General features: G+C 43.2%; 16 protein-coding genes and 2 pseudogenes. 12 read left to right on the top strand and 6 right to left on the bottom strand.

Going from position 1 to position 20,474, the window contains the following annotated elements:
- The first annotated feature begins 511 nt into the window (after positions 1-511).
- Positions 512-1,439 (top strand): annotated as a pseudogene (locus EI162_RS09390) (nitrilase-related carbon-nitrogen hydrolase).
- Between the two features lie 246 nt (positions 1,440-1,685).
- On the opposite strand, the gene EI162_RS09385 reads toward EI162_RS09390, so the two are convergent.
- The 4 genes from EI162_RS09385 to lptM all read right to left on the bottom strand — a co-directional run bounded on the left by EI162_RS09385 (position 1,686) and on the right by lptM (position 5,749).
- On the bottom strand, positions 1,686-2,705 hold the full coding sequence (locus EI162_RS09385) for a tyrosine recombinase XerC (protein WP_192524118.1): 1,020 nt from the start codon (positions 2,703-2,705) through the stop codon (positions 1,686-1,688).
- A gap of 5 nt (positions 2,706-2,710) precedes the next feature.
- Positions 2,711-3,598, bottom strand: a complete 888-nt coding sequence (gene dapF, locus EI162_RS09380; protein ID WP_192524117.1) for a diaminopimelate epimerase — start codon at positions 3,596-3,598, stop codon at positions 2,711-2,713.
- Between the two features lie 358 nt (positions 3,599-3,956).
- Positions 3,957-5,333 carry a diaminopimelate decarboxylase gene (gene lysA / locus EI162_RS09375; RefSeq protein WP_192524116.1) on the bottom strand — a complete coding sequence of 459 codons (1,377 nt, stop codon included), beginning with the start codon at positions 5,331-5,333 and terminating at the stop codon, positions 3,957-3,959.
- A gap of 92 nt (positions 5,334-5,425) precedes the next feature.
- Entirely contained in the window at positions 5,426-5,749 is a 324-nt protein-coding gene (lptM, locus tag EI162_RS09370; RefSeq protein ID WP_192524115.1) for an LPS translocon maturation chaperone LptM, read from the bottom strand.
- Positions 5,750-6,361: 612 nt separating this feature from the next.
- Between lptM and EI162_RS09365 the strand changes: the two genes are divergently transcribed.
- From EI162_RS09365 to tdh, 11 genes are all read left to right on the top strand, one after another.
- Positions 6,362-7,594: an acetate/propionate family kinase gene (locus tag EI162_RS09365; protein ID WP_192524114.1), complete on the top strand. Its 1,233-nt coding sequence runs from the start codon at positions 6,362-6,364 to the stop codon at positions 7,592-7,594.
- A 162-nt stretch (positions 7,595-7,756) separates the two neighbouring features.
- Positions 7,757-9,904: a phosphate acetyltransferase gene (gene pta / locus EI162_RS09360; protein ID WP_192524113.1), complete on the top strand. Its 2,148-nt coding sequence runs from the start codon at positions 7,757-7,759 to the stop codon at positions 9,902-9,904.
- Between the two features lie 274 nt (positions 9,905-10,178).
- Positions 10,179-11,075, top strand: a complete 897-nt coding sequence (locus EI162_RS09355) for a nicotinate-nicotinamide nucleotide adenylyltransferase (RefSeq protein WP_192524112.1) — start codon at positions 10,179-10,181, stop codon at positions 11,073-11,075.
- A 141-nt stretch (positions 11,076-11,216) separates the two neighbouring features.
- The gene (rsfS, locus tag EI162_RS09350) at positions 11,217-11,618 is read left to right on the top strand and encodes a ribosome silencing factor (RefSeq protein WP_192524111.1); all 402 of its coding nucleotides are present in this window, start codon (positions 11,217-11,219) and stop codon (positions 11,616-11,618) included.
- A 268-nt stretch (positions 11,619-11,886) separates the two neighbouring features.
- On the top strand, positions 11,887-12,681 hold the full coding sequence (locus EI162_RS09345; RefSeq protein WP_192524110.1) for an MOSC domain-containing protein: 795 nt from the start codon (positions 11,887-11,889) through the stop codon (positions 12,679-12,681).
- Positions 12,682-12,732: 51 nt separating this feature from the next.
- Positions 12,733-13,998 carry a hypothetical protein gene (locus tag EI162_RS09340; protein ID WP_192524109.1) on the top strand — a complete coding sequence of 422 codons (1,266 nt, stop codon included), beginning with the start codon at positions 12,733-12,735 and terminating at the stop codon, positions 13,996-13,998.
- Positions 13,999-14,045: 47 nt separating this feature from the next.
- Complete coding sequence (locus tag EI162_RS09335; RefSeq protein WP_192524108.1) at positions 14,046-14,933, top strand: N-acetylmuramoyl-L-alanine amidase; 888 nt, start codon at positions 14,046-14,048, stop codon at positions 14,931-14,933.
- Between the two features lie 57 nt (positions 14,934-14,990).
- Positions 14,991-15,737 carry a type 1 glutamine amidotransferase gene (locus tag EI162_RS09330; protein WP_192524107.1) on the top strand — a complete coding sequence of 249 codons (747 nt, stop codon included), beginning with the start codon at positions 14,991-14,993 and terminating at the stop codon, positions 15,735-15,737.
- A gap of 23 nt (positions 15,738-15,760) precedes the next feature.
- Positions 15,761-15,958, top strand: a complete 198-nt coding sequence (locus EI162_RS09325; protein ID WP_192524106.1) for a hypothetical protein — start codon at positions 15,761-15,763, stop codon at positions 15,956-15,958.
- Between the two features lie 392 nt (positions 15,959-16,350).
- Entirely contained in the window at positions 16,351-17,541 is a 1,191-nt protein-coding gene (gene kbl / locus EI162_RS09320; RefSeq protein WP_192524105.1) for a glycine C-acetyltransferase, read from the top strand.
- 84 nt (positions 17,542-17,625) lie between these two features.
- Positions 17,626-18,651, top strand: coding sequence for an L-threonine 3-dehydrogenase (gene tdh / locus EI162_RS09315; protein WP_192524104.1), 1,026 nt, complete (start codon positions 17,626-17,628; stop codon positions 18,649-18,651).
- A gap of 854 nt (positions 18,652-19,505) precedes the next feature.
- Here the strand turns inward: tdh and EI162_RS09310 are convergent.
- A pseudogene (locus EI162_RS09310) lies at positions 19,506-19,642 on the bottom strand (IS5/IS1182 family transposase); the annotation flags it as partial.
- 165 nt (positions 19,643-19,807) lie between these two features.
- On the bottom strand, positions 19,808-20,299 hold the full coding sequence (locus tag EI162_RS09305; protein WP_192524103.1) for a hypothetical protein: 492 nt from the start codon (positions 20,297-20,299) through the stop codon (positions 19,808-19,810).
- Between the last annotated feature and the right edge of the window lie 175 nt (positions 20,300-20,474).

Raw genomic sequence — 20,474 nt, 5'->3', positions numbered from 1 at the left:
TTCTTTGGGTTATTATAACCTCTTAGAAGCTGTCCAATTTTATTATGCCACTACAGTTTTTGTGAGGTGCTTAGCGTGGTTGCCAATCCGAACGACATACTCATGGGTGGCTTATTACACTCCGATGCTGGTGATACGGTATAGGTTATGCTGGTTAATGCCTCTACTCGTTGGAACGAGGCTTTAACTCTATCAGGACGAGACGATAGCATTTTTTGCTATAATGTTGCTATGATAATTTATACCCTCTCCGGACGAGACTTTATAGCCGTTTTACCAAAACATAGAGATATTTATACTTTTGTGGCAATATTTAAATGATAAATACCAGAACACTTCTTAACTTTAGCCTCTTTTAACCTTATCACCTTTTGAATTTAGCATTTCTTAAATTTAACTTTTTTAAAACCCAGCATCTTTCAATAGTCATTAGGCTTGATAATAAGAATACGTCAAAAGAGCCCTAAAGATTTTGAAAAACTATAAAGCATGAAAAATTGAGAATAATATGATGACTAACACCTTGATTAATGAGCAACTGACGGTTGCAGCCATTCAAATGAATAGCCAGCAGAATATTGAAGACAATTTGGCCGATATAAAAGCCGCTATTATCGATGCAAGCACGCAAGGCGCACAGCTTGTCGTCCTACCAGAAAACTGCTGTAGTATGGGTAGGCAGTTTGCTACCGCAGAGCGGTTCGATGCGCTATCAGCAACGATAGCAGAGTATGCCCGCACCTATGGTATCTATGTATTGGCAGGCTCGCTGCCCTGCCCTTATCGTCCCGATGGCGTTATCGTTCCTGACGGTAGACTGCGTCAGGTCAGCCAGCTATTTGCACCCGATGGTACCTGTGTTGCGCGCTACGATAAAATTCATTTGTTTACCGCAACCGTTGCCGATAAACAAGGCAGCTATAACGAAGCGGCAACGTTTGAGCCGGGTACACAAACGGTCATCGTAGCGTTGGAAGTTGATTCAAGCGTTTATCAGTTGGGGATGATGGTTTGCTTTGATTTACGCTTCCCAGCCTTGGCACAGCGTTTACGCCAAGCGGGCGCGGAACTATTAACTGCGCCGTCGGCATTTACTTATTTAACAGGACAAGCGCATTGGTCGCTGTTACTACGCGCGCGCGTTAGACAGTCAATGTATGGTGATTGGCGCGGCACAAGGCGGCGAGCATGCGTATAAGGATGGCAATACGCGTCAAACTTGGGGGCACAGCACAATTACTGCTTATGATGGCACGATTATCAACAGCTATAATGATAGTGAATTGAACAAAGAAGCTGTGAATAAAGAAGCCATTAATAAAAAAGCGATGAATCAACAGCAGAAAAATTATGCAGTGGTATTAGCTACTTTAGACAAGCCAGCCCAAATACAAGGACGACAAAAAATGCCTATTTTTGATTGTCATCGTTTGACATAAACAGTTTTTTATAAAATAGTTTTTGATAAGAATAATGTTTAATATAGGCAGTTTTAAATAAAATCGATACGCTGGTGGCTACGTGCTACTGTTATAAGTTTTTCTTGCTTGCTGTTCGCAAGCGTGACAGAGGCTGCGAAAAACTTACTCCAGTAGCACTCGTATCGTTTTTAGAGTAAATCAATTATGAGCAAAGTTTTTATCAAAGATATTTTTGATAATATAATTTATAACAAACCTTTAAAACTAAATTATTGAATCACTGTCTTTAGGGGCATGTGACGCGCGCGGATGGGCGCGGTCATAAACTTGGGTGAGTTTAGCAAAATCAACATGGGTATAGATTTGCGTGGTGCTAATATCGCTATGCCCAAGCATTTCTTGTACCGCGCGCAAGTCACCGCTGCCAGATAACATGTGTGAGGCAAAACAATGACGCAATAGATGCGGATACATGTTTTGCGCGATGCCCGCACGTGTCGCCGCGACTTTTAGCCGTTGTTGCACCGCTCGGGTTGATAGACGTGTGCCTAGTTTTTCACTGATAAATAATGCACTATCCATCTGCTCTACCCACAGATTGCGATGCGGTAGATAACGATTAATGGCTTCTGCTGCTTTTGCGCCCAATGGTACCAAGCGCGTTTTATTACCTTTACCCGTCACGCGAACACGCAAGTCAGCCAAATCTACATCTGCCATATCTAGCGCCACCAACTCGCCCACACGCAGACCGCTGCTATAAAGCAGTTCAAACATGGCTTTATCTCTTAACCACAAACGCGCTTGTTCGGGCGTATCAGGGATTTCTTGGTCGAGCAGTTGCGTGAGTAAATCGACGTCAGCGATAGACGGTAGCGGTCTAGGGCTACGCTTAAGCTGGTAGCCCGTCGTTGGATTGATACGCGCCAAACCCTCTTCAATCAACCAGCCATAAAAATGGCGGATAGCCGACAGCTCTTGCTGGACGCTAGCAAGTGCAAGCTTGTCTTCATCAAGCCGTTGACTGATATGCTGGGCTAATTGACGCTTATCACAACGAGTCCACGTCAGCCGCTTACCACGCAAAAACAGCGCCAATTGATTCAAACCCGAGAAATAAGCCACCAGTGTGTGTTCGGAGTGGTTACGCACTGACAAGGTATTTAGCCAACGATGCACAGGTATCAACAGTTCGCGTAGCGCTGCATCTGCTTCGATGGTTTGAGCCAATTCTGCTGATAGCCATGATTGCGGGTCTGAATCTACTGTAGGCGCCATTGTCATATCGATTAGCCTTCTGAATTGGGTTTAATACCCGCTTGCGCCATCAGACCATCTGGACTAAATACCCCTTCATAAACAAAAGCGGTTGGCCCTGTCATCATCACAGAATAGCCTGGCTGCCACTTAACAATCATGCTGCCACCGTAGAGCTGGGCGCGCACATCTTCACCTTCATCGAGCCAGCCTTCGCGTATGCCAACGGCCACTGCCGCACAAGCGCCTGTACCACAAGCTTGAGTCTCACCCACGCCGCGCTCATAAACCCGCAAACGAATATGACGCTGGTTCATCACTTGCATAAAACCGACATTGACGCGCTCTGGAAAGGCTGGATGCGCTTCGATAGCCTTGCCCAGTTTTTCGACGTCAGCATCGAGTACGTTATCAACTTTGATAACGGCATGCGGGTTGCCCATATTGGCGACATATAACTGCACAGGTGTGCCATTAACATCGAGATGATAGGCGTTTTGAATCTTGGTGGTGGCTTTTGGGGTAAAGGGAATCTCACTTGGTTCAAACTTGGGTTTACCCATATCGACTTCTACCCAGCCATAGCGGTCAGTCGTCAAAGAAATAATACCGCTCGCCGTCTCAACGCGCAGGCGTTGTTTAAAGGACAGTTTACGTGCTTGCACAAAACGGGCAAAACAGCGTGCGCCATTGCCACACTGCTCGATCTCTGTCCCATCGGTATTAAAAATACGATAACTAAAATCAACGTCAGGGCGCATTGGTGGCTCAACGATGAGCAATTGATCGAAGCCAATGCCCAAATGACGATCGCCCAATAACTGTACCAAATCCTTGGTTAATTCTAAGCGTTGGGTCACCAAATCGATGACCATAAAATCATTACCCAGCCCATGCATTTTTGTAAATTCTATTAGCATATCCTTGTTATCCTATCCTATTTTTATGTATGGCTTATATTAGCACGCTGCCAGATACAATCATAATTATCACCGCTACCAAACACTAAGTTCACTTTATACTAATACCAAACCCAAAAAGTACGATTAGCTGCGTCAAACTCGTTTAGTCTACAGCTCGTAGCACTTACACTCGTTTTCCTTGCTACTCTAATTTTTGTGAATGGTATAAACTATATCTTATACAGGCAAACTGATGCCCTTTATTAGAGCCCACCATAATTAAAGCTCACCATAAAAAACCCATCGCCGTTATGACAATGGGTCGTTTTTTATTAATAGATCGAGAAAAACGTAAATTTAGCAATAATTAATAGGATTATTTGTCCTGCCACAGTACTTCATCCGCATATAGCGCTTCAATGGTTTCGCGCTGTCGAATCAGTTGATGACAATCATCAGCGACCATTACCTCACTAGCACGCGGACGCGAATTATAGTTGCTACTCATGGCGAAACCATAAGCACCCGCACCAGTTATTGCCAAGATGTCGCCTGTAGCTAACGATAATAAACGGTCTTTTGCTAAAAAGTCGCCCGTTTCACAAATTGCACCGACGATATCCCACGGCTGCGTGCCGTCAGTCTCCAAACCATTTTTAGGTAAGGTTGCAGGAATAACGGCCATTTCAGCTTGATATAAAGCGGGACGTATCAGATCATTCATTGCCGCATCGACGATGGCGAAATTTTTGTGCTCGGTTGGTTTTAACACATCGACACGTGTTAACAGTACACCAGCGTTGGCGACGATACTGCGACCCGGCTCGAAGAATACCGTCAAGCCAAGCTCGCTAAGTTTGGGTAATAACGCGCTTGCAAACTCACCGATAGATACAGGGGTTTCGTCGATATAGCGTACGCCAAGACCGCCGCCTAAATCAATATGACGCAGCTCGATACCTTTATCACGCAATTTATGTATCAGCTCAATAACTTTATCTAACGCAGCAACAAATGGCGCAACCTCGGTTAATTGCGAGCCAATATGGCAATCGATACCGACGATATCGATATGAGACAGCTCAGCAGCTTGTTGGTAAACAGCAACCGCTTCTTCATGGGCGATACCAAACTTATTGTCTTTTAACCCTGTTGAGATATAAGGGTGGGTCTTGGCGTCGACGTTTGGATTAACCCGTAGCGATATCGGCGCTGACTTATCAAGCTGCTGAGCAACCTCATTGATTAAAGTCAGCTCACTAATAGACTCGACGTTAAAGCAGCCAATACCTTGGTTAAGCGCGTATTCAATATCGCTATAAGTTTTACCGACACCTGAAAACACCACCCTTGACGCCGCGCCACCTGCGGCTAATACGCGCATCAGCTCACCGCGTGAGACGATATCGAACCCTGCCCCTGCCTGTGCCAATACACCAAGTACAGCCAGATTAGAGTTGGCCTTCACCGCATAACAAATCTGATGGTTTAAGCTGGCAAAGCTATCGGTATAAGCCTGATAGACATCCAAAATTGCTTGTTTAGAATACACGTAGCACGGTGTATCGTAGCACTCGACCAACGCTTCAATACTCACTTGCTCCATATATAAGGCATTATTTTGGTAATGCAGCTCGGGTAAGTGGGCAGTTAAAGCTTCAGGATTGACATAAAGTCCTTGCTCCGTTTGGGTAGTAACTGATTGATCGACGCCAGCATCGGTTGCGCCAGCTTGTAGCTCAGAATGACTCATATAAACATCTCTAATTTAATCAGGTTATCAAGGTAAACATAAAATTTAGGACCAACCCTAAAAACGCTGTGACAGATTTATTTTAATGCCAATCAATAATCATTGGGATCGTTACTAGGCTCAGGTAGCACTTGCTTTTGCTCTAGGTAACGCTCTTTTTGATAATCGTTATCGTCAATACCGGCGAAGGCTGCATCTTGTGGGTTGCTGGTACTGTCGAGCGCGGGCGTATTGCTCTCAACCGTTTGGCTGCTAGAGTCGACAAGATATAAATCACCCTTTTGCCCGCAGCCCATTAATGCGGCCGACCCTATGATCACAGTAGTACCGAGTATTAAATGATAAATGACATGACGGCTGACGCTAACAACTGAGTTAGCGCCTGTAAATTTTTCGGTACGGCTTATAGTAAACATAAAAAGTATAACCTGTAATCTTGCGACGGTTTATAAATGATAAATGGGGTAAATAAGACCACTTTTAATCATAGCATTATTTGATAAAGCTGTGCACATACTAGAGCGCATTGAACACAGCAAGTGAGGGGTAATTGTCCCAGCAGTGCTGTGTCTTTTAACTTGAATTGACTATATTAATAACAGCACTCTCCATTCAGCACTCAGCTAATGAAAGCGACTTTATGCTTATTTAGAAAAATTTACTTACAATTTTTATTAGTATTTGTTTTCAGTCGTGGCCTCTGATAAATACTGGCTAAGCTCGGTGTACAGTTGTATTGAGCCATCCGAAGCCCTAATTTTTAAACCTTATAGTTATCGTGGTATAGCCACCAAAATATGTTACATTATACTCAGGTCTTGTGGCTGTAATGAGGCGCTAGCGTGCGACTCATCGATACTGATAGTGTTACTGATAGACCGTGACAAATAGTTCCAGACCCAGAGTAACCGAGATCAGCAATGTACTTGTTTGGCGTTTGTCAGCATGGATATGGCTGGTTTTTGTGTATTTACCGGTGTTCATCTAGGATGAGTCACCATTTATAAAATATAATCTAAGGATAGAGTATGAGCGCCAGCCTAACCACCACTTTTGATGATAAAAACACCGAAGCATCAACCTTGACCAACCCTACCCTAGTCCTTAACTGCGGTTCCTCTTCTATCAAATACGCGCTGATTAGCGACGACGACACTACTCGTATCACTGGCCTAGCCGAAAACTTAGGACTCGATACGGCCCGTATCAAACATACTACCCTCAATGGCGACAAGTTAGAAATTGCCATTACTGGTGGCCGCCATGAACTTGCCTTGAAAAAAATTCTTGAACTATTAGAGCAGTACCACTTTATCGCAGTGGGGCATCGCGTGGTGCATGGTGGCCGTGAGTACTCTGAGGCGGTTCGTGTTGACGACCATGTCTTAGCAGAAGTTAAACGCTTAAAAGTATTAGCACCGCTACACAATCCTGCTAATGCTTTGGGCATCGAAGCGGTACAAGCCATTTATCCTGAAATCCCACAAGTGGTCGTCTTCGATACAGCTTTCCATCAAACCATGCCGCCTGTTGCCTTCCGCTATCCGCTACCAAAAGCTATGTACGAAGAGCATAAAATCCGCCGTTATGGTTTCCATGGTACCTCTCATGCCTACGTCTCAGAACGTGCAAGCGAAATTACTGAGTCTAAAGCGCCACATGGTTGGCTCACAGCTCATCTAGGTAATGGTTGCTCAGCGACGGCCGTTTATGATGGCAAAAGTCTTGATACCAGTATGGGACTGACGCCACTTGAGGGCCTAATGATGGGGACACGTAGTGGCGATGTCGACCCAAGCTTACACATACATCTAAAGCGTCAGCTTGGTATGAGCTTAGAAGATATCGATACGATACTCAATAAAGAAAGTGGTCTGCTTGGTATCTCAGGCCTATCCAATGATCTACGCACTATCGAGCAAGCGGCTGATGAAGGTCATCAAGACGCCAAACTTGCTATCGAAATGTTCTGCTACCGCGTCGCTAAATATCTTGCCAGTCTAAGCTGCGCTCTACCTACCTTTACTGGTATCGTCTTTACTGGTGGTATCGGTGAAAATTCTGTCACCACGCGTACACGTATCTTAGAGATGATGCCGCATTTTGGTATCAAAGTAGATACTGATAAGAACGCCAGCTTGGTCGGTGGTAGTGAAGGCAGCTTCCATTCAGACGATAGTAACATCGAGCTGTGGGTGGTGCCAACCGATGAAGAATGCCGCATCGCTCAAGAAACTCGTCAGGCTTTAAACTTAGATTAATCTCGATTATTTTTGCTCAGCGCTTCTTATAGAAATACTGTCTTTTAGAGACCTTTTTTTAGAAGTACTGTCTTTTAGAAATGATACAAGAAGCGCGACGTTTTGCTCATTTCAGTACGGATGAATTGAGCTTTAAAAATATAATAAACCGTAGGATACTTTATGCAAACCATTTTACTCGTTCCCATCAGCCGCGGTATCGGTGTGACTTCAGCAGCACTTGGACTGATCCGTGCTTTTGATTACAACGGTATAAAAGCAGGCTTTATGAAGCCATTTTTGCAGGACGATACGCTCGATAAGCAAAACAGCTTAGACAGCTCAAGCGCCTTAACCATGCATGCTTTTGGCCTAACCCCGCCTAAGTCTATCAACCGTCAGCGTGTTGAGCGCATGATTGGTGATGGCAATCTCGATGACCTGCTCGAAGAAGTGGTCGTCAATTATAATACCATCGGTGACGACCATGACGTGGTCATCTGTGAGGGTTTAGTACCAACCACCGAGACCTCTTATGCCTCACAAATCAACCGCGCCATTGCTCACGCGCTTGATGCCAAAATTATATTTGTCAGTACCGCTGATACCAGCAAACCCGCTTATCTGGCCGATAAGCTCGATGTCCACGCTCGTGAGTTTGGCGGTATCGCCCATGAGCGCACGCTTGGTGTGATTTTGATGCGTGTGCAAAATGTACCAAACACTTTTGAGACCCAACCTGTCGCTCCTGGTGAAGCCGTCGTCAGTTTAGATGAAAACTTCATGCAAGAAGTCCAGCGTTTATCACCTCATTTTGACACAGAAGCCTTTCGTTTAATCGGCGTGGTACCTTTTAGTGACTCACTCTCTGTGCCTCGTACCTGGGATATCGCCGCTGAGCTTGATGCCAAATGGCTCAATGTCGGTGAGGCAAAATCACGCCGTATCAGCCGTATTAGCTTAACTGCACGCTCCGTTGCCCGTATTGATGAAGTCTTTAAGCGCGGCACCCTTGTCGTGGTACCTGGTGATCGTGATGATTTGCTATTGGCGGCTGGCTTGGCCTGTATCAACGGCATCCCACTAGCAGGTCTGGTATTAACAGGTGGCGTCGAGCCAAGTGACACCGTCGCTGAGCTATGGCATTCTGCGCTCAAAACAGGCATCCCGGTGATGAGTGTCGAAAGCGACAGTTATGAGACGGTACAAAGCCTTGTCCATATGAGCGCTGAGATTCCAAGTGATGATACCGAGCGCGCCGAAGAAGTGGCTCGTTATGTTGCCGCACATCTAAATCTTGACTGGATTAAAGAGTATTTCAGCCAAGATTATGAGACGCGCTTATCACCATCAGCGTTCCGCCATCAAGTGGTCAAAAAAGCGCAAAATGCTAAGAAACGTATCGTCCTACCAGAAGGCTGTGAGCCGCGCACGGTAGAGGCGGCTTGTATCTGTCAAAGCCGTGGTATTGCCAATTGTGTGTTAATTGCTAAGCGTAGTGAAGTCGAACAAGTGGCCAAAAACCGCGACTTGGTATTGCCCGAAGGGTTAGAGATTATCGACCCTGATAGCCTCGATATGAGCAAATATATCGCTGCCGTCGTGGAACGCCGCAACGGCAAGACTGGCCCAGATGTCGCTGCTGAGTACCTAAAAGATACCGTCTATCTAGGCACTACCATGCTCCAAATGGACGAAGTCGACGGCTTAGTCTCTGGGGCGATTCATACTACGGCCAACACCGTCCGTCCAGCATTTCAGTTGATTAAAACCGCACCGCAGTACTCGCTCGTGTCGTCAGTATTCTTTATGCTGTTGCCTGAGCAAGTGGTGGTCTACGGTGACTGTGCTATCAACCCTGATCCTAACGCGGAAGAGCTAGCAGAGATTGCTATTCAATCAGCACAGTCTGCTGCCGCCTTCGGTATTGATCCAAAAGTCGCGATGATTAGCTACTCTACTGGCTCATCAGGAACGGGCGCAGATGTCGAAAAAGTCACTCGTGCGACCCAAATCGTACGCGAACGTGCGCCAGATCTAAAAGTCGATGGTCCACTACAGTATGATGCGGCCTCTGTGATGAGCGTCGGCAAGCAAAAAGCGCCTGACTCACCGGTTGCCGGACAAGCCAACGTCTTTATCTTCCCAGACCTCAATACGGGCAACACCACTTATAAAGCAGTTCAACGCAGTGCCAATGTCATTAGTGTCGGTCCGATGTTGCAAGGTTTGAACAAGCCAGTAAACGACTTGTCACGTGGTGCACTGGTCGATGATATTGTCTATACCATCGCTCTCACCGCCATCCAAGCTTATAGCGATGCGATTTAATCGTTGTAATATTTATTAAGCGTTTTCATATATAACCGACTGTCATTATGATAGTCGGTTTTTTATTAGCTGTTAAAGGTGATATAGTCAATGCTGAATATAGTCAGTGAAAAGTAATATTGATACATCGCCTACAGCTGGTATAACTTTTTCTTGCTTGCTGTGCCTGCGCAGACAAAGGCGGCAAAAAACTTATACCAGCTGTACCCTAGTGTTTTGACAGTAAAATAAAAACCACCCTTTTCTTATTATCTCCTTACTTACTCTTTCATTTATGTTAAATACGTCTAATAAGCAATCAAGCCAAAGTCAAAAGTCCAAACCTGCCATTCGTGCTTACTTGGGTGGCTCGTTTGACCCAGTGCATGATGGTCATTTGCAAATGTCGTTGTACGTTTATGAATGTTTATTGCCGATAGCTAAGCAACAACAGCGTGCGCTACACGTCTCATTATTGCCTAATGCGCGCTCGCCATTTAAACAACATAGCACCAATCCTGCGCATCGATTGGCCATGTTAAAATTGGCGACCCAAAATACACCGCTAGAAGTTAATGAGCTTGAGCTATGGCAAACGCCGCCTGTCTATACCATCGATAGTGTGACAACATTGCGCGCGCACCACCCACAAGACAGTTTGATATTTATGATGGGAATGGACAGTGCGCGCAGTTTGGAAAAATGGAAAGACGGTTTAACACTGACAGATTACGTCAACTTATGGGTTTTTAATCGTAACGACCCCGTTAATATTAATAAAAACGTCTTTGAGAATAATATGCCGACTCAATTACAGTCTCAATTACAGTTGCAGTCTCAACTTCCCACATCGCTACACCCTTTCGTCGTCGACTCGATAGCCAAGCTTTTAACGCCAAATACTCAAAGCTCAGCGGATAGCAGTGTTTTAAAAAATAGATATCAAGGCCATATTTATATAGACTCGCGCGCTATCGCCGCGGTATCGAGTACGCAAATACGGCAACAGTTACAGCAAGCGTCTATGTCATTAGATATAAAACACGCCACCCAAACGCAAATTGCCTCTGCTGTGCCAATAAATGATATTATGAGCCATCCCAAAGCCAATCCAGCAACTAAATGGCTAAATCCTGCTGTTTATCAATATATTATCGCCCATCAGCTATATTCTGCTGCTCAATTCCGTTAAAATCACCTTATCTTTATCATTTTGCCCATGCCAACTCTAAAAACGTCTGGCTACCTATACTCAGTTGGACAACACCAACTCAGGCAAGTTGATAATTTACCCCTTTATTTTTAATATTTACGATTCAAGAGATTAAGATTTATGACCAACACCATGACCGACGACCGCTTAAAAGAGTGTTTGACCCTCGTTGAAAGCGCGCTAGACAATATGAAAGCGAAAAACATCACCGTCATCGACGTCGAAGATTTGACCGACGTAATGGAGCGCATCGTCATCGCTGACGGCACGTCAAAACGCCATGTACGGGCAATGGCTGACAGTGTCGGCGCTGAAGCTAAGCAAGCGGGCTTCATGCCACTTGGCCGTGAAGGCGGTGTCGACTCTGACTGGACGCTGATCGATTTGGGCGCTGTCGTCGTGCATATGATGACCCCGCAAGCACGTGAGTTCTACGACCTAGAAGGCCTATGGTCATCACCTGATCAATTGGCTGAGCTGGTCGCTGTACCACGTGAGAAAAAAGCGGGTCGTCGTAACTAAAACCACTTTTCTATATGCTGTATAAGTAAAAAAGGCTAGAATTATCTGGCCTTTTTTTATGCCTGAGCGTTGATAAATAGTCATAGGCATGACCAGTTCAAAATAAAATCAAAGCGTTAATAATCAGGTGTTGCTGCATCGGTTTTAAAGTGAGTCCTCTATATCGTCCCTAAGTTGAACCTACTTCACGTTTTAAATAAGCTGAAAGCCGCCAACGATTACGCTAAGATAGTTGCCATGATTCAAGAATATTTTCTTAGGACATTCAATGAGCATAGAAACAGTAAAAACCTCTACCCGATCCACTCAGACCACCAAGGCTAACTTCAACCAAGCGCTGCCGCTACATATCGCTAACCTAATCTGTGTCCGTGCTGGCAAGGCCATGCCGTTCGCCCGTGAGCAAATGAGCGCTATCGATAAAACGCCCATCAAAGCACCTGTCGCCGTCGATTTTATGGGCTTGACCACCGATGAACAAGCCGATCGACGTCATCATGGTGGCCCATTAAAAGCGGTGCATCAATTGCCAGTTGCGACTTATGAAAAAATTAACGCAGAATTTGCTTTAAAAGTACGTATCGGCACATTGGGCGAAAACCTAACCACCGAAGCAGTGAACGGTTTGCCAGAGATGGACGAGACGACTGTCTGTATCGGAGACGTTTTTCAGTATGGCAGGCAGTATGGAAAAGATGAAAACAATGGCACTGATAATAATAGCGACAGCGTGCAATTACGCATTGTTCAGCCGCGCCGTCCTTGCTATAAAATTAATGACCAAATCGGACAGTTTAGCAAAGTACCCAATATCGCCTCGTGGGTGACCAAACAAGGTATCGCTGGCTGGTACTTTGAGGTGGAACGCGCGGGCATTATTAGTGCTGATTTGCCGGTTTATTTAATCGAGCGACCTTATCCCTTTGCCACGCTTGATAAGCTATGGCAATTGTCAAACTCAAAAGAAAAATTTGACGCAGAAGTAATTGAGCCTTGGCTTGCAATTGAGTGCTTGGAGAAGAGTTGGAAGGTGGTTTTGGCGAAGAAGATTGAGAAGGTTTAAATATTATAGGCTTTAAACCATCAATCTAAACAAAATAGTGAGAGTTTTAATATGAGCATTTATACCCTAGAGAATAAGCAGTTATTAGCAATTAAGCCTACTAACTTTGTCGTTGAATCTATTTTTGAGCGAAATGATTTACAGGAAGCCTTTAAGAATAATATAGATATTATTGCTCCTAACTGTTTGGTGATTGCGGAAGAGTTTGCTGATTGGCAGGGTTCAAGAAAGAGAATAGATTTATTGGCTATCGATAAACAAGCAAATCTAGTCGTTATTGAGCTCAAAAGAACTGAGACAGGCGACCATATGGAGCTACAGGCTTTACGTTATGCCTCTATGATTTCTACCATGACTTTTGAGGACGCTATAGAAGTCTTTCATAGATATAAACAAAAAAATGGTTGCCCTAGCTACTCCTTAGAAGAAGCAAAAAATGCAATTGAATATTTTGTTGAGGTTAATATTGATGAGTCAGGTTTCGCAGAAGACGTTAAAACGATTTTAGTATCGCAAGACTTTTCTGTTGAGCTAACCACTTCGGTAATTTGGTTGAATGAACGTAATTTAGACATTACCTGTATGAAAATACAGCCATATAACGATAACGGGAAAATACTAATTGATATTCAGCAGATCATCCCTTTGCCTGAGGCAGAAGATTATCAAATCAAGGTAAGACGTAAGTTGGAGGAGAAGCGAGATACACGTAAGGAAAGCTCACGAGATTATTCAAAATATCGTTTTAATGACATGGAACTTGGTAAAGGCAGACTTGCCTTAGAGATTATTAAACATCATCTTAATCAAAACCCAAACAAGCCCATCGAAGCTTTAATCCATGATTTTGTTAATATTCCTCACTCTCAACCTATTATAGAAAGCTTAGAAGCCGCTAGAAAAGCTGCAAAAGATACAGGTAGAGCCAGATACTTCATATATGACAATGATATTTTGACAACAAATGATGGCGCTAAATATGTCGTATCGAGCCAATGGAGTAAAGATAATATCGAAGATATGATTGAAACTACTAATGAAGTATTCGGTTATCAAATCGAAAAAGTCTCAGCTATGAATAGCCCAGAAAAAAGAAAAATCAATATTGAAAACTATGAAATTATTCAGTTGGAAGACTCAACGATTACTGTAAATAAAGATGGCGTAGAAGTAATTGCTAAACCTGTCTTAAGAGAGCTTTGTAGCCAGTTCAATATTGAGCTTTGTAATAGTAAGGGCAATGAAAAAAACACTCGCAGTTTAGGTAATGAGCTTATCAACGCTTTCGAACAAACAAACCTTATAATAGGCACCTAAAACTTTATAATTAACCTGTTTTATATTTCTCCAACCCAGAGCATTTCATGGCAAAAAATATTACTGCTTTAGCATTTTCGACATTGTTTATAGCCTCGCTACTCACTGGATGCGCTACGACGACCTCTCAAGTAGCTACTCCTGAAAAATACATCATAGATAGCGAAACCTATCAAGCCTCTGGCAAAAGTCAGCGTATTAAAACCATCGTCCTGCATTATACGGTGAGCAATAATGCCAGATCTATAAAAACATTGACCACCGGTCAAGTCAGCGCCCACTATCTGGTTTTAGACAGCAACGATGACAAGATTTATAACCTAGTGCCTGAGTCTGAGCGCGCTTGGCATGCTGGTAATGGCGGCTTTGCAGGCAGAACGATACTCAACGATACCTCTATCGGCATCGAGATTGTCAATAGCGGGATTCAACCTAAATATCGTGAGGCGCTAAAAAACGACAAACTCGACTACCATCCTTACGAGCATTATGTCGAATTTAATGAGTTGCAGATTAAAAAAATCGCGCAACTGGTACAAGACCTAGCAAAGAGATATGGCATCTCACCAAAAAATATCATTGGTCATGCTGATCTAGCGCCTACGCGCAAAATCGACCCCGGTGCAAAGTTCCCTTGGCAACGATTGTATATCGATTACGGTATTGGCGCTTGGTATGATGAATTTGATAAACAGTTCTTTACGAATCAAGACGAGTTTACAGCGGCAACGATACCCGAGATCAAACAAGCCTTTCGCGACTACGGTTATCAAATTAACGACAGCGATGAGTGGGATAAAGCCAGTCGTGATGTGATTTATGCCTTTCAATTACACTTTAGACCACAGCAGCCAACTGGCGAGATGGATTTAGAGACTTATGCGATTTTAAAGGCACTAAACAATAAGTATGCGGATCGTGATGATTTCTATTGAGTTCATGTCTTATTGAGGACATGGCCTAATATAAGGCTCTTTAATGAAAGGTATAAAATGACACTACGCATCCACGCCCTATTCCATACCGATTACGAAGACCTGAGTTTCATCAAACAATGGGCAAATAACCACCATCATAGGATGAGCGTTAGTCGATCTTACGATAACGACTCCTTGCCAGCGCAAGACAGCTTTGATTGGCTCATCGTGATGGGTGGACCGATGAGCGTCCACGATGAGGAAAAATATCCTTGGTTAAGCGCTGAAAAGCACTTGATTAGACAAGCTATTGATACTGGAAAAACGGTAATCGGTATCTGCTTAGGGGCGCAACTGCTCGCGCATTGTTTGGGCGCTAGTGTCCAGCCGTCTAGCGTAAAGGAAATCGGTTGGTTACCCATTCGTTTGACGCCCGAAGGACAGCTGCATCCTTTATTACAGGATTTACCTAAGCAAGAGTTTACCGTGTTTCACTTTCATGGCGATGGTTTTGACTGTCCAAAAGGGGCGAGTATTATCGCAACGTCAGAGGCTTGGGCGAATCAAGGCTTTATCTATCAAACTCCGCAGCATGAAGTTTTAGATAATTGGGTAATGGGTTGGCAGTGTCATTTTGAAGTGACTAAAGACAGTCTCGTTAAGATGGTCGCAAATGGCAATGACGCTATCCAAAGTGGACTTAAAGATTATCCCAAAACCGTGCAATCAGCGGCTGAGATCATCGCGCTAGGTGATAAATATATCGAAGACAACAACGCAAGATTAGCCGCTATACTAAATCGGATAGCGAATAGCGGATAATTAAATAATCAGGAGAATAAACCATGGGTCACTCACAATATAACGAACAAGATGAGCTGCAAAAATATCTAGAAGAAAAAGCCAAACAAGAGCAAGAAAAAGAACAGAAATCTGAGCCTCTCTCTGCGTATGACGCTTGTGTATTAAAAGAAAGCGCTAAGATTCATGAGTTGATCGCTGAAGCGCAAGGCGAGACTTTAGAGAGTTCGAAGGATGAATAGCCATCTATCCGTCAATACCTTATATCATTGGCATTATGAAGATGCGCAAGTTGATGTCTTTTGCTTGATGAGACAGGAATAGGCAGCCTTGAGGCCAATACTATAATCAAACAACATATATAGTTTCAACAAAATAGTCTCTGTCAGTTCCTTAGCTGAATTCTATACAGCCCCTTAGCTATTTAGGCTACTTATTGAGATGGGCTAATGATAAAATTACCGCTTACGGGGTTATAGGTAGTATCACTGCTCGCACCATATCGTTGGTTTCTAATATCGTCAGTTTTACTGAAAGCTAGGGTGATGCGCGGCTTTGATAATTTGGTCTTATCATCGGCCCTAATATCTGCATTATCAAAGCAGACTCCAATAATATTAAAAAAGGAACCTTTATGTATCAAGCTTTTCAGAAGCATCTACAGCAAGAAATCAGCGATATACGCGCGGCAGGATTGTATAAAACCGAGCGCATTATAACTTCCCCGCAAGATGCGCTAATCAAGATCGCCGATGGCCGTGAGGTGCTTAACTTTTGTGCCAATAATTACCTTGGATTGTCTGACCACCCTGAGATTAAAAAGGCGGCTATTCAAGCCATTGAAGACTCAGGTTATGGCATGTCATCGGTGCGTTTTATTTGTGGTACGCAAGATTTGCATAAGCAATTAGAGGCGGCGATTTCTAAGTTTTTTAATACCGAAGATACGATTCTTTATGCGGCCTGTTTCGATGCCAATGGCGGTGCATTTGAGCCACTACTGACCGGCGAGGATGCCATTATTTCTGATTCGTTAAATCATGCCTCAATCATTGATGGTGTGCGCCTGTGTAAAGCCGTACGTTTCCGCTATGCCAATGCGGATATGCAAGATTTAGAGACTCAATTACAAGCGGCGCAAGCACAGCGTTTTCGTTTAATTGTCACCGATGGTGTGTTTTCAATGGATGGTAATGTGGCGCCAATGGATGAGATTTATGCGTTGGCACAAAAATATGATGCCATGGTGATGATTGACGAGTCGCATTCAGCAGGCGTCGTCGGTCGCACTGGTGGCGGCGTGACTGAATTGTTTAATCTACGTGGTGATATTGAGCTTATCACTGGTACCTTAGGCAAGGCATTTGGCGGTGCTATCGGCGGCTTTACGACGGGTAAAAAGGAAATAATTGAGATGTTGCGTCAACGCTCACGCCCGTATCTGTTTTCAAACTCCATTCCTCCCATGGTGGCTGCAGCTGGGGTAAAAGCGTTTGAGATGCTAGCGCAAGACAATACCTTACAAGACCAATTGCATGCAAATACCGCCTATTTCGTTAAGCAAATGCAAGATGCGGGCTTCGATATCAAGCCCACCGAATCGGCAATTTGTGCGGTTATGCTTTATGACGCAACTGTCTCTCAGCAAATGGCAGATGCGCTGCTTTGCGAGGGCATTTATGTGATTGGCTTCTTCTATCCTGTCGTACCTAAAGACGAGGCTCGCATCCGTGTCCAGCTCTCTGCCGCCCATACTCGCGAGCAGCTAGACCAGTGTATCGCCGCCTTCATCAAAGTCGCCAAGCAAATGAAGGTGATTGATTAGAACGTGTTTAACACACCCTAAGAGCAGTTCAGTATTTATCTAGATTCAACAATAAAATGCAACACAGCTAAATAAGAGAAAAGTATGAAAGCACTGGTTAAAGCCCATGACAAGAAAGGCATCTGGATGCAAGACATGCCAGAACCTACAGTTGGCATCAATGACGTTAAAATAAAAATTAAAAAAACCGCCATTTGTGGTACAGATTTGCATATTTATAAGTGGGATGAGTGGTCACAAAAAACCATAAAAACACCAATGATTATCGGACATGAATACGTCGGTATCATTAGTGAAGTGGGCGATGGTGTGCAGCATTTTGAAGTGGGTGATCGAGTCACAGGCGAAGGACATATCGCTTGCGGGCATTGTCGTAACTGCCGCCGTGGTAAGCTACATGTGTGCGAAAACACTATAGGCGTGGGCGTTGACCGCGATGGCGCGTTTGCCGAATATTTGGTGATACCTGCCGATAATGCCATAAAACTCGATGAGCGTATCAGTGATGACATGGCAGCCATTATGGATCCCTTTGGCAATGCCACTCATACCGCCTTATCATTTCCTGTACTTGGTGAGGATGTGCTGATTACCGGTGCGGGGCTGATTGGTTCAATGGCAACGGCGATTTGCCGCTTCGCAGGGGCGCGTAATATTGTGGCGAGTGATATCAGCGATTATCGCTTAGAGCTTGCCAAAAAAATGGGCGCGACTATGACCGTAAACCCAGCCAAAGGTGAAACCATCGAAGGCGCTATCGATACGTTAAACATGCACGGCTTTGATGTTGGGCTTGAAATGTCTGGCTCACCTCAAGCTTTTGATTCGATGATTAGTAACATGTATAACGGCTCTAAAATCGCTCTCTTGGGCATTTTACCTAACACCACCACGGTAGATTGGAGCAAGATTATTTTTAAGGCATTAACCCTGAAGGGTATTTATGGACGTGAGATGTGGGAGACTTGGTATCAGATGGAGCAAATGCTGATTAGCGGTATTGATTTGTCGCCAATCATTACCCATCGCCTGCACATTGATGATTTTCAAGAAGGCTTTGATATCATGGAAAGTGGGCAATGCGGTAAAGTGATTTTAAGCTGGGATTGATAACGTGGTGCGCCAGTATTTGAGGAGTCGTGGTTAGGGTTTACATTATCACGACTGATAAAATGGCACTGATTTCAGTGCCGTTTTTTTTGGATATGAAAAAGTAAGGAGAAAGATAAGTGATGAGTAATTCTGAGCAAGACGATCTGCAAAAATATTTAGAAGAAAAAGCCAAACAAGAGCAAAAAAAGAACCTGAGCCGCTCTCTGCATATGACGCTTGCGTGCTAAAGTAAAGTGCTAAGATTCATGAGTTGATTGCGGAGGCTCAGAAAAATGTTAAAAAATAGCTGTGTGCAAATAGTATGCTAAAACCCAACTTTAAAATTATGGCAGCGTACAAAGCTCTAATAAATAAGAAAACACTTGTTATTGCATTTTTCGCTGTAGGATTGTTTGGATTTGGTCATGGTTACTTAATTACCAAAAAAAATCATAATGATGAATTAAATGACGCACGCTATCTAGTTGATAAGAATTATATACTTATGAAAAAATAAATTGATAAAATCATCATAGAAGAAGGAGTAGAGTCAGCAAATTAATATATAGACCAAATGGAAAATAAATATAACGAATTATATGGCTACTAATATTTTCAGAAGTTGAGTATTAATATGAAACATAGGAAGTTTTTTAGAAGAACTTCAATATCAATTGCTTTTCTTTTAATATGGTTAAGTTTTTTTCTAATTGGAAAGGGTTTTTATCTTAATAGCGATGATTTTACTCCTTCTTGGCAGGTTTACTACAATGAATCACTGGACAGTTATGATTAACTGAGAGAATATATTAAGAGTAGAGAGTAATATAACGAAATGAATTTAATGCCAATAACAATATTAGGGCGTGTTCCTAATTCAGTTTACAATGAATCATAGTACAAGCCAAATACAGCATAGACTTATAATTTCGTGCCAGTTTTTTGTAGCGAGTCGCCATACTACAAATTGTTTTAGCCTTGCAAACGTGTTTTCAACCAAGTGTCGTATAGTTACTACACTACAAAAGAGTTATGATTTGGATGTATATCATAACTCTTTTGTAGGTTGGTATCGAAGAACGAAACCCAACAAGTTATTGGTTCAGATTATTAACTCTAAATTGTTGGGTGTCGCAAACTTCACCCAACCTACGCACTTTTTACTATTGTTAAATCAATAGACAATGTCCACTGTTATCCATACTTTGTCTGCTTGACAATCATAAAGATATGGATTTTTCCATTCCGTACTAGACCCCATATCGTTGTCCATAAGATCAGAGTAATCAATTGAGAACCCACCTAGGGTTACTGTATCTCCTATTCCAAAACTGACTTGGTTTTCCTCATCATACAAAGCTGATATATCCTCGTTAAAAGACAAGCTCTCGGTTTGAATCAAAATTAAATAGTCATCAATATAAAGGCACTTTCCCTTTTTATTAATTAAGCCTTTCATTGTATCGAAATCACTTTCAACGTAATCATCTTGTTCCGTAATCGGCGCCATCTTAACGTTATCTCCTGCTTCTTCATCGTCACTCATTATTTTAGAATCCATGTCTACTTCGAGGCTACTATTTGGTGTGTCGTTTGAATTATTATGTGCCTCTGGTTGACAAGCTATTAATAAAAAGCTTGCTAGGATAAAAATATATTTACGCATGCTTTAATCTCAAAATACAATATTTATTCAGATCTTCAGATAGTTCATAAGTAGATAATAGCAAGAACACGATGTTACCGCTAGCCCAGACTGGCAGATACAAGTGGAAGGCGGGAGTAGCGGAGTTTTTCAAGCTAGTTGTCACCATAAACTAAATTAAGCGGCTCGTAATTGA

This window comes from Psychrobacter sp. FME6 (assembly GCF_014861365.1).
In the GTDB taxonomy this organism is placed as follows: Bacteria; Pseudomonadota; Gammaproteobacteria; order Pseudomonadales; family Moraxellaceae; genus Psychrobacter.
The sequence above is the reverse complement of the archived record's forward strand: the minus strand, read 5'-3'. Positions and strand labels throughout refer to the sequence as shown.